Origin of the sequence: Streptomyces cacaoi (assembly GCF_006539165.1) — a bacterium.
In the GTDB taxonomy this organism is placed as follows: domain Bacteria; phylum Actinomycetota; class Actinomycetes; order Streptomycetales; family Streptomycetaceae; genus Streptomyces; species Streptomyces cacaoi.
Genome location: NZ_BJMM01000006.1, coordinates 313,165 through 328,395 on the forward strand (window position 1 = coordinate 313,165; position 15,231 = coordinate 328,395).

Consider the following 15,231-nt stretch of genomic DNA (forward strand, 5'->3'; position numbering starts at 1 on the left):
ATGCCGGCACGGAAGATCGCCGTCATCGGCGCCGGATACGTGGGCCTGACGACCGCGGCCACGCTCGCGGCGGCCGGACACGGCGTCACCTGCGTCGACGTCGACCGGGACAAGGTGGCCGAGCTGCGCGCCGGACGAGTCGCCCTGCTGGAGCCGGACCTGCCCGAACTGGTCGCCGCGGGCCGGCGAGCGGGCCTGCTGCGCTTCACCGCCCGGCTGCCGGACGCGCTGCTCCCGCCGCACCCGCCGGACCTGGTCTTCGTGTGCGTGCCCACTCCCAGGGGCGAGGGCGGCGCGGCAGATGTCTCCATCGTCGAAGCCGTCGCCCGCGACCTGGGGCGGCTGCTGCCCCCGGGAGCCGCCGTGGTCCTCAAATCCACCGTCCCCGTCGGCACCGCCGACCGGGTCCGCGGCCTGCTCCGACGGCCGGACCTCCCCGTCCTCTCCCACCCCGAATTCCTCAGCGAGGGCAGCGCGGTACACGACTGCCGCCACCCCGACCGCCTCGTCATCGGCGCGGGCACCACCCCCGCGGACCGCGCCGCCGCCCGACGGCTGGCCGACCTGTACACCGACCTCGCCGCCCCCGTGCTCCTCACCGGCAACGCGAGCGCCGAACTGATCAAATACGCCGCCAACGCCTTCCTCGCCGTGAAGCTCTCCTACGCCAACACCCTCGCCGAACTGTGCGAGTCCGTCGGCGCCGACATCGGGGACGTCGGCCGCGGCCTCGGCCTGGACCCCCGGATCGCCCCCGCCCACCTGCGGCCGAGCCCCGGCTGGGGCGGCCCCTGCCTGCCCAAGGACACCCACGCCCTGCTCGACCTCGCCCGCACACGACAGATCGGCTTCCCCCTGGTGCGGGCGGCGCTGGAGACCAACGACCGGCAGCACCATCGGATCGCCGACAAGGTCCGTACCGCCGCCGGCGGTTGCCTGGACGGCGTCCGTATCGCGGTGTACGGCCTCGCCTTCAAGGCCGGCACCGCCGACACCCGCGATTCCCCCGCCCTGGCCGTGGCGCGCCTGCTGCACGCACAGGGCGCGGAACTCACCGTGTACGACCCGGCCGCGGCGAACCCGGCCGGGCCGGACGACTGGTACCAGACCGCGGACAACCCCTACACGGCGGCGAAAGCCGCGACGGTGGTCGCCGTCCTCACCGAGTGGCCCGAATTCGCCCGCCTCGACTGGGCGTTGATCTCCCAGCTGATGCACCGCCCCCACGTGGTCGACGCACGCCGCATCCTCGACCCCGAGGCCCTGGAGGCGTGCGGCCTGACCGTGAGCACCGTGGGACGTGGCACGCGGTGAGCGCGGTGGGCCCCGGCACGCGGCACCCCGCCCGAGGCGGACCGACGCTGCGCCACGGCTACCTGCTGGGCTGGGGGGTGACCACCCTGGGCTCCGGGCTCGTCTTCCCGCTGACCGCGGTCTATCTGCGCGACCACCTCGGCCTGCCGGTCTCCGGCGTCTCCCTGTACTTCGCACTGTTCGCCGCGGCCGGCCTGGTGATCAACCCCTTCGCCGGGGCCCTCGCCGACAGATGGCGGCCGGGGCCCATCGCCGTCGCGGCGACGCTCGTGCAGACCGTGGGGCCCCTCCTGCTCGCCCTCGGCTCCGCCCGGCTCAGCGTGGCCGCCGCGCTGTTCTCGGGCGCCGGAACCGGCGTCTTCTACGCCGTGCAGACACCGCTGCTCATCTCCGTCTTCGGCAAGGACCGGCTGGGCCGGATGCTCGCCTCCCAATTCCGCATCAGCGCCGCCACGATGGGCGCCGGATCGATCCTCGGCGGCCTCCTCGCCGGCTCGCTGGGCGAGGCCGGATACCGCCTGTGTTTCGCCGTCAACGGGCCCAGCTACCTCGTCTTCGGCCTGATCCTGTGCGCCGTGCTCCGCCGCGGAGCGCCCACCCCCCGCCCGGCCGCCGCCGCTGCCGCCCGCGGACCCGGCCGGGCGCTCGGCGCCGCCCTGGCGCCCTTCACGGACCGGGTGTTCCTGTGGGCGCTGCTGCTCCAGGGCGTCCTGGTGATCTTCGGCCTGGGGCAGATCGAATCCGTCACCCCGATCGTGCTGCGCGACAGCGCGCAGATGGCCGTGTCCGGTGTGAGCGTCGTCCTCGCCGTCAACTCCGTGACGGTCATCGCCGTCCAGGGGCTGGCGGTCCGGGTGGCGGAACGGATCGGACCGATGCGCTCGCTGGAGACGGCCGTGCTCACCTGGTGCCTGGGACTGCTCGTCCTGTGGAGCGTGCCCGCCGCGCCCGACGCCCGCGGCGCGCTGCTCCTCGCCTCCGGATACGGCCTGGTGTTCGGCATCGGACAGTGCCTGATCTCACCCAGCTTCCAGCCCGTGGTCGTCGCGCACGCCCCGCCGGGACGGGTCGCCGCGTACTCGGCCTCCACCTCACTGATCTACGGCATGGGCAACCTCATCGCCCCCGCGGTGTGCCTGCCGGTGTTCACCTCCGGCGGACTGGGCGGCTACCTGTGGCTCCAGGCAGCCGGGTACGCAGCCGCCGGCGTGGCCCTGCTCTCCCTGCGCCGGCACGCCGCCCGCACCCGGGAGCGCGGGCCCGAGCGCGACCCCCTACCGGTCAGCCCCGAGGCCGACCAGTGAAAGGAGCAAGGCACCGATGACCGCCCCCCAGCACCCGGCACGCCGTGACTGCCTGCTCGTCGTCGGCTCCGGCAACCGGACCAGCCACGAACGCATGCTGTCCCAGATGGCCGCCGAGGCCGACCTCGTCCTGCTCGACCCCGAACCGCCCACCTGGCAGCGCCGCTGGGTCCGGGACACCGAGGTCTTCGACCCCGCCGACGAGACGGCGGCACTCCGGCACGCCAAGGACCTCGCGGCCCGGCACGGCGTCGCCGCGGTGACCGCCTACGACGAGGCGTTCGTCCTGACCGCCGCACACCTGGCGGCCGCCCTCGGCCTGCCCGGACTCCCTCCCGCCGCCGCCGAACTCTGCCGGGACAAACGCCTCCAGCGCGACCTCCTCAACCGCACCGGCCTGTCACCGACCCGCTCCACCCTCGTCCACGACCTGGACGGGGCCGCCGCCGCGGCACGCGAGACCGGCTACCCCGTCATCGTCAAACCCCGCGGCCTGTCGGGCAGCGCCGGCGTGTGCCGGGTCGACGCACCGGACGGCCTCGCGGCCGCGTTCCGGGCCGCGGCGGGCATCGACAAGAAGGGCATGACCAGCGACGGCATCCTCGTCGAGGAGTACCTGGACGGCTTCGAACTGTGCGTCGACTGCTGGGTGCACGACGGGACGGCCGTACCCGTGTGGGGAGCGCGCAAGATCTGGGCGTTCGACCCCCACCCGATCGAGGCGGGCCTGGTCGTCGGCCGCGGAGCCCTGGACGACGGCGCGGTCCGGGACGGATTCGCGCTCGCGTGCCGTGCGGCCGCCGCCGCCGGACTGGACCGCACCGTCGCCCACATCGAGGTGCGCATGACCGCCGGCGGACCACGGATCGTGGAGATCAACGGCCGCCCGGCAGGCTACATCTCCGCGCGGATCGCCGAACTGGCCACCGGCATACGGCCCGGCGGCCTGCTGGCCACCGCGGCCCTCGGGCTGCCGGTGCAGACCCGGACCGTGGCCGACCGCGCGGCCGGGCTGCGCTTCCTCTACCCCGCCCACCCGCTGCGTTTCGCCGGACTGGCTCCCGCACCCGTCCTGCGGTCCCGCCCCTGGGTCCACGAGATCACCGAACTGCGCCCCCACGGCAGCGAGATCGTGCCGCCGCCGGACAACCCCTGGGGCACCGCCGCCTACGTCATGGCCACCGGGCCCCACTGCGAAGACGTCGAGGACCGGCTGCTGCTGGCCCACCACGAACTGCGGGTGCTGGGCGAGCCGTTGTGAGCGGTGCACGCCGGCCCGCCCCTCCTCACCCGCGTACCGACCACAGAGAGGCAGAGACCATGACCGAGTGGACGCCCGGGACCTACGGACCGCGGTGGAAGAACGTCTACGACCGGATCGACTGGCCCGCCCCGGACGCCGCCGTCGCCTTCCTGGCCGAACGCCGCGGCTCCGGGCGCGCCCTCGAACTGGCCGTGGGCACCGGACGGGTGGCCGTTCCGCTCGCGGCCCAGGGCGTCGAACTGGACGGCCTGGACGCCTCCCCGGAGATCGTCGAGGTGATGCGCACCAAACCCGGCGGCGAAGCCATCGACGTCACCATCGGGGACATCGCCGACTTCCGGCTCGACCGCGACTACTCCCTGATCTTCCTCCTCCTCAACTCCCTCTACGCGCTCCAGACCCAACAGGAGCAGATCAGCTGCTTCGAGTCGGCGGCCCGGCACCTCGAACCCGGCGGCCTGTTCGTGGTGGAGACCTTCGTGCCCGACCCCACCCGGTTCCGCTTCCAGGGCCGTGCACACGTCTACGACGTCGACCTCGACCACGTCCGCATCGAGGCGGACACCTTCGACCGGGCCACCCAGCACATCAAGGAGAACCACATCGAGATACGCGAGGACGGCATCCGCCTCTACCCGGCCTTCCTGCGCTACACCTGGCCCAGCGAACTCGACCTGATGGCCCGTATCGCGGGCCTGTCATTCGTCGAACGCTGGGGCGACTGGGCCGACGTACCCTTCGACGCCGCTTCGGAGAACAGCATCAGCGTCTACCGCAAGGAGGGCTGAGCCCGTGCGCGGCGCGGCAGCGGCGGCGGACCTGAGCGACCCGGGCCTGCCGCCCGCGGGCCCCCGCATCGGACGGCCCCACCCGGTGGCCGCCCTGGTGGAGAGGATCACCGCCTGCTTCGTCCCCCTGGGATTCGACGTCACCAACCTGCCGCTGCTGGCCACCGAGGACGACAACTTCGACCTGCTCGGCTACCCGCCCGGGCACCCCACCCGCACCCGGCTGACCTTCCACCCCGCGCCCGGAGTGGTGCTGAGAACCCAGGCGTCCTCGGGGATCGCCGAGGTGCTCCGGCAGGCCGGGCCGGGGCCCGCCCGGGCGCTGCTGGTGGCGACCTGCTTCCGCAACGAACCGCCCGCACCGCACTCGGGCCCGCAGTTCACCCAGATCGACGGCGTCGTGGCGCAACCGGGCCTGGCACTGCCCGACCTGATGGGCCTCTTCGACGTGTTCGTCCGCGGAGTCTTCGGAGCCGGCTGCGCCTGGCAGCTCACCCGCTGCGACTACCCGTTCGTGGACCCCGGATTCGCCCTGTCGATCGCCTGCCCCCACTGCGGCAGCGGCTGCGCAACCTGCTGGGACCGCGGCCGCGTCGAGGTGTGCACCGGCGGCGTCCTCAGGGACGAAGTCCTCACCGCGAGCGGATACGCGCCCGGCCGCACCACCGGCCTGAGCTTCGGCTGCTCCGTGGAACGGCTGCTGCGCTACCTGCACGGCCTCCACGACATGCGGGAGTTGCTCGCCAACGACCCCCGGGTGCTGGAGCAGTTCGAAGGCCAGGGGCACTGACCCGTACCCGCGAGAAACGCCGCGCGGCCGCAGCCGCCCCCGTCACCCGCCCGTGCGCCGCGCCGGCGACGGACGGGCCGGGGCAGCGGACACGGCGGCGCCGCAGGACCGAGCCGAGGGAGGTGACCATCCGTGAGGGTTCCGCTGTCCTGGCTGGAACACGCAGCCGGCCGACCGCTCGACCCCGCGCAGGTGTCGCGCTGGCTGACGGAGGCCGGCGCCCGGGCCGACACGAGCACGGACCGCACCCTGGAGGTGACCGCACCACCGGGGCGCCCGCATCTGGCATCCGTGCGGGGCCTGGTCGCGGAGATCCGCGGGCGGCTGGGGCTGCCGCCCCCCTCTACGGACCCGCCGCCGCTGCCCACAGGGATCGACATCGCGGTGGCCGAGGACGCCGAAGGCCCCGTGGCGCGCGTCGCCGCCGCCCGCGTGCGGCTGCCCACCGTCCCCCTGCCCCCAGCGCCGGAGAAGGGATGGCTGCACGCCGCGGGGGTTGCGCTCACCGGAACCGTCGCCGACCTGCTGGCCTATGTCGCGCTGGAGACGGGCCAGCCACTCGGCGCCGTCCCGGACCGCCCCCTCCCGCCGGACGGCCCGCACCTGCGGTACGCCCCGGCACCCGGTGAGGAAACCGGGGGACAGCCCCGGCATCCGGACCCGGCACCCGTCCTGCGGGCCGGCGACCGCGTCCTGGCCCTCCCGGCGCGGTACGAGCACACCGAACCGCCCCCGACTGGGCCCGCCGACGTCCTGCTCTACACGGTGTGGCCGCCTCCCGGCGCGCACGGCACCGCCCGTACCCGGCCGCCCGCATCCGGCGACCCGGGCCGCTGCGACCGGGCCATCGCCCGAGCCGTGGAGCTGGCGGCCGCCTGGGGACAGGGCACCGTCCAGGCGGCGGGCGCCGCGGGCCTGCCGCCCCGCCCACCGCGCACCCACGTGCTGCGCACCGAGGACATACGGCACGCGATCGACCCGACGCTGACCCCCGACGAAGCCCTGGCGCTGGTACGCCGGGTGGCCCGCGGCGCCCAGCACGGCGCGGCAGGCACCGTGCACGCCGTCGTCCCGCCCGAGCGGCCCGACCTGGAGCGTCCCGGACCGTTCCTCGCCGAAGCCGCCCGCCTGCGCGGCCACCACACCCTGCCCCGCCGTCTGCCCCCGGCACTCGGCGCCCCCGCACGCGACCCGGCCGCGCACCTGCGCCGCGCGGCCGCCGAAGCAGCGGTCCGACGCGGACTCCAACAGATCTCCACCCCCGTCCTGCGGCCCCGGAACGCCCCGCTCGCCCACCTCGGCACCGCCCCCGGCACCGGCCCGGTACGCGTACACGGCCGGGCCGGACTCCGCGACCTGTGCCTGCGCGCCTCCCTGCTGCCGGGCGTCCTGGACGTGGCCGCGCGCTCCCTGCGGCACACCGGAGCCGCCCACCACTTCGAGACCGGCCCGGTGCTGCGATCGGCCGCACCGGGCGACGAGAACCAGCGGCTGACCGCCGTCCTCAGCGGGCCGGTCGCCGAACCCTCGCTGCTCGACCCCGAACCGCGCCCGGCCGCGTTCGCGGATCTGCTGGGACTCGTCCACCTGCTCGGCACAGCCCTCGGCCGCGGCACGCCCGACCTGGCCCCCCTGACCGCACCGCCCCCGCACCCCGCGTCCCCGCCCTCCGTCCTCGACCCGGCCGCGTCGTTCACGATCCTGCTGGGCGGTCGCGCCGCCGGCTGGGCGGGCCTGGTGCACCCGGACGCCGCCGAGTCGGCCGGAGCGCCGCCGGCCCGCATCTACTGTGCCGACCTCGACCTGGACGCACTCCAGGAGCTGCCGCCCGTCCACCCGCGGGTGCGACTGCCGCCCGCCGCGACGCTCCCGGCCTTCCACGTCACCGTCGTCGTCACGGACACCACTCCCGTCGCGGAAGTCCTGCGCACGGTCGCCGAAGCGGGCGCCACCGCGCGCCGGCTGGTCCGCGTCGAGGACGTCTACCGCGGCGAGCGCCTCGCCCCCGGCCGGCTCGCGCTGACCGTACGAGCCCACTTCGAGAACCCGGCCGCCACGCCGGTGCGCGCCGAGCGCCGTCGCCGCCGCGGCGCGGTACTGGACGCGCTGCGGGACCGCGGCTGGGAGGGGAGGTGAAGCCCGCGGGAACCGCCGAGGCCACCGTGCCGCGGGTCAGCTGAGGTCCCGTCCGTACAGCTGGGTCCGGGAGGTGATGCCCAGCTTCGGAAAGAGCTTGTGCAGGTGATAGCCCACGGTGCGGGGGCTGAGGAAGAGCTGCGCCGCGATGTCGCTGTTACTCATGCCCCGCGCGGCCAGCCGGGCGATCTGTAACTCCCGGGGTGTCAACCGCCGCGACACGGAGGCCGGATCGGCGGCGGGCTCGATCAGGCTGCGGTCTCCCGCGGCACGCAGCTCTTCCAGCGCCAGGTCGATCCACGGCCGCGCACCGAGCATGTGCAGATGGGTGGTGGCCTGGTGCAGATGCTCACGCGCGGACTTGATCCGGCGGTTGCGGCGCAGCCATTCGCCGTACAGCAGGTGCGTACGGCCGATGTCGAACGGGGACGCGCCCGCCGCCTCCAACGCGCTCTCGTAGCGGGCCGAGGTGCGTTCACCGGTCGACAGCAGGGCCCGGCAACGGTGCCACGGGGCGTGCAGATGCGGTGCCCGCTCGGGGTCGGCCCGCTGCTCGAAGCGGGCGAGCGCCGCCCGTGCGGGGGCCGGATCGCCCGACCGCACCCAGGCTTCGGCCAGATCGGGCAGCACCAGCCAGCCGACCATGAAGTGCTCGGCGGGCCCACCGGGGGACACCACGTCGCCCAGCAGCCGGGCCGCCTGGTCGGGCCGGCCCTCGGCCAGCGCGTTCAGGCCCAGCGCCCAGTGCGCCAACGCCAGCGCGGAGGCGATGTGGTGCGGCGCGGCGACCGCCAGCGACTGCTCGGCCAGCGCACGGCAGCGCGCACTGTCACCCTGCGCCGCGGCCAACCAGGCCAGCAGCGCGTGCAGATGGCAGGCGTACCCCGGCTGCCCCGCCTCCTGCGCGAGCCGCAGCCCTTCCACGCCGTTCGCGAGCCCGCTCGACCACTGGCCGGTGACGAGTTCGAGCGCGACGAGCGACGTCAGCGACATGGCCAGCGCACCGTCCGCGCCCGCGGCACGCAGCGCGTCGGCCGCGCTCCGGTGCGCGGCCGTCATCGCCTCCGTGCCGCCCGTCAGATGGGGCAGGAGCACCGGCGGCCACACCCACGGCCGCGGAAGCGGGGACAGGAGCCACGCGGCGGCGTCGAAAGGGGGGTGGCGGTACCGCGCGGGACCGGGCTGCTGCGGTGTCAGGCTGCCCAAGTAGGCGAAGTGGCGCGAGAAACGACGCAGGGTGGCGTGCTCGGCCGGGCCCGGGCCGGCGCCGAGTTCCGCGATCTGCGTGAGCGTGGCCGGATCGCCGGCCGCCCACGCGGCGCGGGCCGCCGTGACGAGCAGTTCCGCCGTCAGCTCCGCGTCCGTTTCCCGCGCCAGCCGGGCACCGTCCAGCAGGAGGCGGCAGGCCGCCGCCGGGTCACCACCGGCGTGTGTCATCGCGCCGCGCAGCCCCAGCACCCTGGCACGCATCCGCGGGTCACCGTCCAGCGCCTCCGCCTGCTTGAGCAGGGTCTCGGCGTGCGAGGTGTCCGCGGTCATCCAGGCGTACTCGGCCGCCTCCACCAGCAGGAGGGCCCGCTCCAGGGGCTCGGAGGCCAGCTCCGCCGCCCGGCGCAGCGCCTGCCCGGCGGTCGCCGGATCCCCGCTGTGCCGGGCGCGTTCGGCCAGCTCGGTCAGCAGCCGGGCCACCGCGTCGTCCGGGCCCACGGAAGCCGCGGCCAGGTGCCAGACCCGGCGGTCGTCGTCCGGGGCCAGGCTGCGGGCGAGCGCCAGATGTGCGGCGCGCCGCCGGCGGAAGGAGGCGCCGTGGTAGACGGCGGACCGGGCGAGCGGGTGCCGGAAGGTCACCTCACGCTGGTCGAGCCGGATCACCCCGGTGGACACGGCCTCGAACAGCGCGTCCCGGGCCGCGTCGGCGTCCGTGCAAGCCCGGAGCACGGTGGACGGTTCGGCGTCCCCGGCCGCTGCCGCCAGCAGCAGCACGTCGCGCTGCACGTCCGTCAGACCGGCCGCCGGGTCGTGGAAGAACTTCCGCTGCCGTTCGCCGAGCGGCAGCGGATCGGGCAGCGGGGTGGTGCCGTCGAGGTGGCACGGGGACAGCGCGGCGGGTAACTCCACCAGGGCCAGCGGATGGCCGCGGGCCTCGCGCAACAGGCGCTTGCGCACCGTCGGAACGGTCTTCGGCAGCGTACGCGCCAGCAGCCCCGCCGCATCCGCGTCGTTCAGGGGCAGGATCTGTAGATCGGGCACGCCGGGCAGCGGGAAGAGACCGGCGTCGTTGCGGGTGGCGAGGAGCAGGGCCACCGCCTCCGACTCCAGACGACGCGCGAGGAACACCAGCGCTTCCGCGGACGCCGGATCCAGCCAGTGCGCGTCGTCCACGGTGATCAGCAGGGGAGTGCCGGCGGAGGCGTTGGACAGCAGGGAGAGCGTGGCCAGCCCCACCAGGAAGCGGTCGGCGCGCACCGCGCTCATACCGAAGGCTCCGCACAGCGCGTCGGCCTGCGGGCGCGGCAGTTCACCCAGGCCGGGCAGCAGGGGACGCAGCAGCTGGTGCAGAGCGGCGAACGGCAGCCCGGCCTCGCCCTCCACGCCGGTCGCCCGCAGCGCCCGCATGCCGGGCGCGCAGGTCTCGGTCACACCGGTCAGCAGCGCGCTCTTGCCCACCCCGGGCGGGCCGTGCAGGACCAGCGCCCTGCCCTTGCCCTCCCGCGCGGCTCCGACCACCGTGAACAGCTCATCCCACTCCCGTCCCCGCCCGACCAACATCCGTCCATGCTCCTCGCGGTAGCGGACCCGTCGTGCGCCAAGGTCGGTTCCCCGCAACCGGGCGAAGGCAACTCATCGCAGCCGGCTGTGTTCGACCGGTGAGTAGGATGCATCGTGTGCCGTTCGGTGCCAAGAGTCCAAATTGGCCCCTGCGTTTCCAACTGCCCCCGTAAGTACGGAAGTTGACTTTTGTAGCAACAGCCCGGGGTGCCGTGTCGACGCCTCGCTGCGGCGCCGGTCCGCACCGGGCGCTCACCGTGCCGGCCAACGGCTCCGCCGGTCCGCCGGGTTGAGGGCGGGGCGCCGTTCAGGACTGCGCGGGCCGCCCGGTGAGCGCCTCCAGGCAGGGCTTCATCAGCTCGGCGATGCGTTCCGTGTCGGCCTCGCGCAGGACGTCCAGCTCCAGCAGGTGGCGTCCGATGGTGACGCCGAGCAGCGTGCTCACGGTCAGTGCGGCCCGCAGCTCGGCGTCCTCTGCTTCGATGGCGCCGCTGATCTGGTTGAGCTGCCGGGTGTTGGCGGCCTTGACCTGCTCGGCGGCTTCCGGGTGGGTCAGCATGGAGCGCAGCAGTGCCAGCGACGTGCCGGAGACCTCGCCCATCTTCACGCCGAGGATGCCCAGCAGCAGCTCGACCAGCTTCTCCTGGCCGCCTTCGTCGGCCTCCTGCGAGGAGACGGTGATGGCCCGGCGGAACAGCTCGTCCTTGCTGCCGAAGTGCTGCATGACGAGTGCGGGGTCGACTTCGGCCCGGGTGGCCACCGCCCTGATCGTGGTGCGGTCGTAGCCCGACTCGGCGAACAGGGCGCGGGCCGCGGCGAGGATCCGCTCGGCGGTCCGTGCGCGCCGTTGGGAGCGGGGCACGGTCTGGGAATTTCGCGTCACGGCACCACTCTACTCGCGTTCGCTCAACGGCTGTTGACCGGAGAAAGCCGCGCTCGTACAGTCACTCATCGCATGTTGAGCGAAGTGTTGAGCGAACGGAGTCGAGCGTGGCGACGACCACCACCACTTCCACCGCCGAGCGGACGGAGCTGACGCGCGTCCTGCCCGGCCTGCTGCTGGCGATGCTGCTGGCCCAGCTCGACGCGATGATCGTGAGCACCGCGCTGCCGACGGTCGTGGCGGAGCTGGGCGGGGTCAACCAGCTGTCGTGGGTAGTGACCGCCTACACGCTGGCCACGCTGGCCTCCACCCCGCTGTACGGAAAACTCGGCGACCTCTACAGCCGCAAGTGGACCCTGGTCTTCGCGCTCAGCGTGTTCCTGCTGGGGTCCGTGCTGAGCGGCCTGGCCCAGTCGATCGGCCAGCTGATCGCGTTCCGCGCACTACAGGGCATCGGCGCCGGCGGGCTCCTCGTCGGTGTCATCTCGATCATCGGCCGGCTGGCCACCCCGCGCGAGCGCGGCAGGTTCCAGAGCTTCATCGCCGCCCTCGGCGCCGTCGCGATGATCGGCGGGCCCCTCCTGGGCGGCTTCCTCACCGATGTCGCCTCCTGGCGCTGGGCGTTCCTCATCAACGTCCCGATCGGTGCCGTCGCACTGTTCATCGTCCTCACCCGGCTCAGCCACGGGGGCAACAAGGTCGAGCACCGGATCGACTACCTCGGCGCGCTCGTCATCGCCTCGCTGGCCGTGGTGATCGTCCTGGTCACCAGCTGGGGCGGGGTCGACTACGCCTGGGGCTCCCCGCAGATCATCGGCCTGGCGATCGCCGGCGTGGTGCTGCTGGCCGTGATGATCGCCGTGGAGCGCAAGGCCGCCGAACCCGTGCTGCCGCTGGGCCTGTTCAAGGTGCGCAACTTCACCGTCGCGCAGATCCTCACGTTCCTGGTCGGGTTCGCCATGTACAGCCTGATCGCGTTCCTGCCGCTCTACCAGCAGGCCGCACACGGCTACTCGGCCACCAGCAGCGGACTGCTCCTGCTGCCGATGCTCGGCGCGTCACTGGTGACCACCATGTACTCCGGCAAGCTGCTGACCAAGACCGACAACCACCGCACGATCCTCGTCGGCGGCGGCGCGCTGTTCGGCGGCGGCCTGCTGCTGATGCTGCTCGTGGACCAGAACACCAGCCCGTTCCTGTTCACCGCCTACACGATCGTCTTCGGGCTGGGCCTCGGTGTGCTGTTCCAGGTCACCGTGGTCACCGCGCAGAACAGCGTCGACCGCGTCAACATGGGCGTGGCGAGCAGCACTGTCACTTTCTCCCGGTCCATCGGCGGCTCGTTCGGCGTCGCCCTGTTCGGCGCCGTGTTCACCGGTCGGCTCCTCGACGGCCTCGCCAAGAGGCTCCCCGCCGACGAGTACGCCGAACTGCGCGGCTCGGCGGGCAAGCTCGACCCCGACAACATGCGCGCGCTGTCCGCACCCGTCCATCGGGACTACGTGGTCTCGGTCGCCGACGCCACGCACAACCTGTTCCTGTGGGCCGCGCCGTTCGGCGTGCTCGCGTTCCTGATCGCCTTCTTCGTCCGCGCGGGCAAACCCGCGGAGTAGTACGGCGATCTCCCCGGTGGTCCGGGGGCACCACGCCTTCCCTAGCATGATCACCGGCCTCGGCACAGACGGGGCACGGACAACAGCCCCGGAAACAGCAGGCGCTGGAGACGGGGAACTGCTCTCCCTCACTTCGATCAAGGTGACGCGACATGACGGACAGAGAAGTAGCGGTGGTCACGGGGACTTCCAGCGGGATCGGCCTGCACACCGCAATCGGCCTGGCCCACAAGGGACTCCACGTCGTCGCGACGATGCGGGACACCGAACGGGCCACCGCTCTGCGCACCGAGGCCGCACGCCAGGGCGTGGACCTGACGGTGCGAGCCCTGGACGTCACCGACCACGACGCGGCCCGTGCCTGCCTGGACGGCGTGACAGCCGAGTTCGGGACGATCGACGTCCTCGTCAACAACGCCGGCAGCGCCGCCTTCGGCACGCTGGAGCAACTGAGCGACGCCGCCCTGCAAAAGCAGCTCGACGTCAACTACCTGGGCGTCGCCGCGCTCACGCGGCATGTGCTGCCGACGATGCGTGCCTCCGGCGCCGGGCGGATCGTCACGGTCACGAGCAACGGAGGGGCCATCGGCGAGCCGTTCCTGGACGCCTACTGCGCCTCGAAGTTCGCGGTCGAGGGTCTGATGCAGTCCCTCGCGCCCGTGGCCGCCCGGTTCGGTGTGCAGGTCAGCGTGGTCGAACCCGCATCCGTCGTGACCCACATGATGGACAACCTCGACACCGACGTGCTGGCCGTACCGGGCGACCCCTACCGTGACCTGGCGGACACCTTCTTCCAGTCGGCCGCCGCGCTCATGGCGAGCGGACAGGCGGCACAGGACGCTGCGGCGGTGGTGGTCGAGGCGGCGACGACGGACACCCCCCGGTTCCGCTGGCAGACCTCCGAGGCCGCCGTCGACTTCGTCGGACTGTCCCTCGCGGACCTGGACGGCAGCAAGGTGTTCGGCGCGATGTCCGCCCTGCTGGGAGAACCGGCGAAGGGCGAAGGCTAGCTGTACCGAGTACAGGCGTTGTCGACGGTGGGGCGAGCAGGGGTGGCCACACCGTGTCCAGGGTCTCGACGATCGCCTCGCCCTGAACCGCTCCGCTGGTCATCAGCGGGTGGTGGCGCACCGCGCCGCTCACTCACCGATACCCGTATGCGCATTTTGCGGCGTGTGTCCATACGGTTAGATTCATTTGCGTACCTTAGGGCGCGGTCGTACGCTCGGATCCAGAGGACACGGCACCGTTTCCCGACGGTGCGCGACCACGTAAGGGAAACGCGCATGCCCATGGTCAACGCCGCGCTTGTGGAGTCCTTCGACGAGCCGCCGCACTTCCGCTCCGTCCCCGCCCCTGAGGCCGGCCCGGGCCAGGAACCGGTGGACGTCCTCGCCGTCGGCGTGCACCCCGCCACCCGCGGCATCGCCGCCGGCAAGCACTACACAAGTCCCAAGAAGCTGCCCGCCCTGGCGGGTGCGGATGCTGTCGTCCGCCGGGCGGACGGCAGCCTCGGCTATGTGATGGTCATGGGCGCCGGATCCTTGGCCGAGCGCATCGTCGTCGATTCGGCCGCTGTCATCCCGGTCCCGGACGGAGCCGATCCGGCGCTGCTGGCCGCCACCATGAACCCCGCCCTGTCCTCATGGGCCGCGCTGCGCACCCGCGTCCCGTTCCAGGCCGGGCAGGCGGTCCTGGTGCACGGCGCGACCGGAAACGCCGGCTCGATGGCCGTCAAGGTCGCCAAGCACCTCGGCGCGGGGCGGGTGATCGCCGCCGGACGCAACCGCGCCCGCCTCGACGAACTCACCGCCGAGGGCGCGGACGACATCGTTCAGCTCACCCCCGACGAGGACGCCACCGCGGCCGCGCTCGCCGGGGCCGCCGCAGAAGTCGACGTGGTCCTCGACTACGTCTGGGGGCCGCCCACCGAACTCGCCATGCGTGCCGTCCTCGGAGCGCGTACCCAGCACACCCGTCTGCTCGACTGGGTACAGATCGGCGGCACGGGCGGTGATGCGATCACCCTGTCCGGGCACGCCCTGCGCTCCAACGCCTTCCGTGTTCTGGGCAGCGGCTTCGGCTCGGTGGAAACGCAGGTGATGCAACGGGAGTTCACCGAGCTCGTCGCCGCGATCGCCGCGGGCGGTATGGCCGTGCGCCCGCATCCGTTCCCGCTCGACCAGGTCGAGGCGGCCTGGGCCCACCAGGACGCACCCGGCGAGCGCACCGTCATCCTCCTGTGACACACACGCCGTCGGCTCGCCCTCGTCCCCCGGGCGTCGGCGGCATGCTCGACCACAGCGACCCCGGGCCGCCCTGCCTGCCCCCGTGCTCACACCTGTCGCGACGAAGCTCCCGCTTCTCGCA

At 73.3% G+C, this 15,231-nt stretch carries 11 protein-coding genes; 9 read left to right on the forward strand and 2 right to left on the reverse strand.

All coding sequences use genetic code 11. The features are described from left to right. From SCA03_RS08945 to SCA03_RS08970, 6 genes are all read left to right on the forward strand, one after another. Nucleotides 1-1,314 (forward strand): UDP-glucose dehydrogenase family protein, encoded by a 1,314-nt coding sequence (locus SCA03_RS08945; RefSeq protein ID WP_086817778.1) that lies wholly within the window; start codon nucleotides 1-3, stop codon nucleotides 1,312-1,314. Continuing rightward, entirely contained in the window at nucleotides 1,311-2,618 is a 1,308-nt protein-coding gene (locus tag SCA03_RS08950) for an MFS transporter (RefSeq protein WP_158102351.1), read from the forward strand. Before SCA03_RS08945 ends, SCA03_RS08950 begins: the two co-directional genes overlap by 4 nt. Nucleotides 2,619-2,634: 16 nt before the next feature. Further along, nucleotides 2,635-3,879 (forward strand): ATP-grasp domain-containing protein, encoded by a 1,245-nt coding sequence (locus SCA03_RS08955; protein ID WP_086817780.1) that lies wholly within the window; start codon nucleotides 2,635-2,637, stop codon nucleotides 3,877-3,879. Between the two features lie 59 nt (nucleotides 3,880-3,938). Then, a complete protein-coding gene (locus SCA03_RS08960) occupies nucleotides 3,939-4,670 on the forward strand; it encodes a class I SAM-dependent DNA methyltransferase (RefSeq protein WP_086817781.1) in 732 nt (243 codons plus the stop codon). Between the two features lie 4 nt (nucleotides 4,671-4,674). Further along, on the forward strand, nucleotides 4,675-5,460 hold the full coding sequence (locus SCA03_RS08965) for a tRNA ligase subunit PheS family protein (protein ID WP_086817782.1): 786 nt from the start codon (nucleotides 4,675-4,677) through the stop codon (nucleotides 5,458-5,460). 132 nt (nucleotides 5,461-5,592) lie between these two features. Beyond that, nucleotides 5,593-7,596, forward strand: a complete 2,004-nt coding sequence (locus tag SCA03_RS08970; protein WP_141275290.1) for a hypothetical protein — start codon at nucleotides 5,593-5,595, stop codon at nucleotides 7,594-7,596. Between the two features lie 36 nt (nucleotides 7,597-7,632). Here SCA03_RS08970 and SCA03_RS08975 read toward each other — a convergent pair whose 3' ends face one another. Together SCA03_RS08975 and SCA03_RS08980 are read right to left on the reverse strand one after the other, a co-directional pair. Continuing rightward, nucleotides 7,633-10,365 (reverse strand): ATP-binding protein, encoded by a 2,733-nt coding sequence (locus SCA03_RS08975; RefSeq protein ID WP_086815918.1) that lies wholly within the window; start codon nucleotides 10,363-10,365, stop codon nucleotides 7,633-7,635. A 307-nt stretch (nucleotides 10,366-10,672) separates the two neighbouring features. Beyond that, a complete protein-coding gene (locus tag SCA03_RS08980) occupies nucleotides 10,673-11,248 on the reverse strand; it encodes a TetR/AcrR family transcriptional regulator (protein ID WP_086815916.1) in 576 nt (191 codons plus the stop codon). Between the two features lie 107 nt (nucleotides 11,249-11,355). Here SCA03_RS08980 and SCA03_RS08985 point away from each other — a divergent pair, with 107 nt between their 5' ends. From SCA03_RS08985 to SCA03_RS08995, 3 genes are all read left to right on the forward strand, one after another. Continuing rightward, nucleotides 11,356-12,861: an MDR family MFS transporter gene (locus SCA03_RS08985; RefSeq protein ID WP_086815914.1), complete on the forward strand. Its 1,506-nt coding sequence runs from the start codon at nucleotides 11,356-11,358 to the stop codon at nucleotides 12,859-12,861. 152 nt (nucleotides 12,862-13,013) lie between these two features. Continuing rightward, complete coding sequence (locus SCA03_RS08990) at nucleotides 13,014-13,871, forward strand: SDR family oxidoreductase (RefSeq protein ID WP_051855249.1); 858 nt, start codon at nucleotides 13,014-13,016, stop codon at nucleotides 13,869-13,871. Nucleotides 13,872-14,147: 276 nt separating this feature from the next. Further along, entirely contained in the window at nucleotides 14,148-15,107 is a 960-nt protein-coding gene (locus SCA03_RS08995; RefSeq protein WP_086815912.1) for a quinone oxidoreductase family protein, read from the forward strand. The last annotated feature ends 124 nt before the right edge of the window (nucleotides 15,108-15,231 follow it).

Excerpts from the sequence above, each read along its gene's own strand:
- SCA03_RS08945 (WP_086817778.1), top strand. The coding sequence starts at position 1 with ATGCCGGCACGGAAGATCGCCGTCATCGGCGCCGGATACGTGGGCCTG.
- SCA03_RS08955 (WP_086817780.1), top strand. The coding sequence starts at position 2,635 with ATGACCGCCCCCCAGCACCCGGCACGCCGTGACTGCCTGCTCGTCGTC.
- SCA03_RS08960 (WP_086817781.1), top strand. The coding sequence starts at position 3,939 with ATGACCGAGTGGACGCCCGGGACCTACGGACCGCGGTGGAAGAACGTC.
- SCA03_RS08975 (WP_086815918.1), bottom strand. The coding sequence starts at position 10,365 with ATGTTGGTCGGGCGGGGACGGGAGTGGGATGAGCTGTTCACGGTGGTC.
- SCA03_RS08990 (WP_051855249.1), top strand. The coding sequence starts at position 13,014 with ATGACGGACAGAGAAGTAGCGGTGGTCACGGGGACTTCCAGCGGGATC.
- SCA03_RS08995 (WP_086815912.1), top strand. The coding sequence starts at position 14,148 with ATGCCCATGGTCAACGCCGCGCTTGTGGAGTCCTTCGACGAGCCGCCG.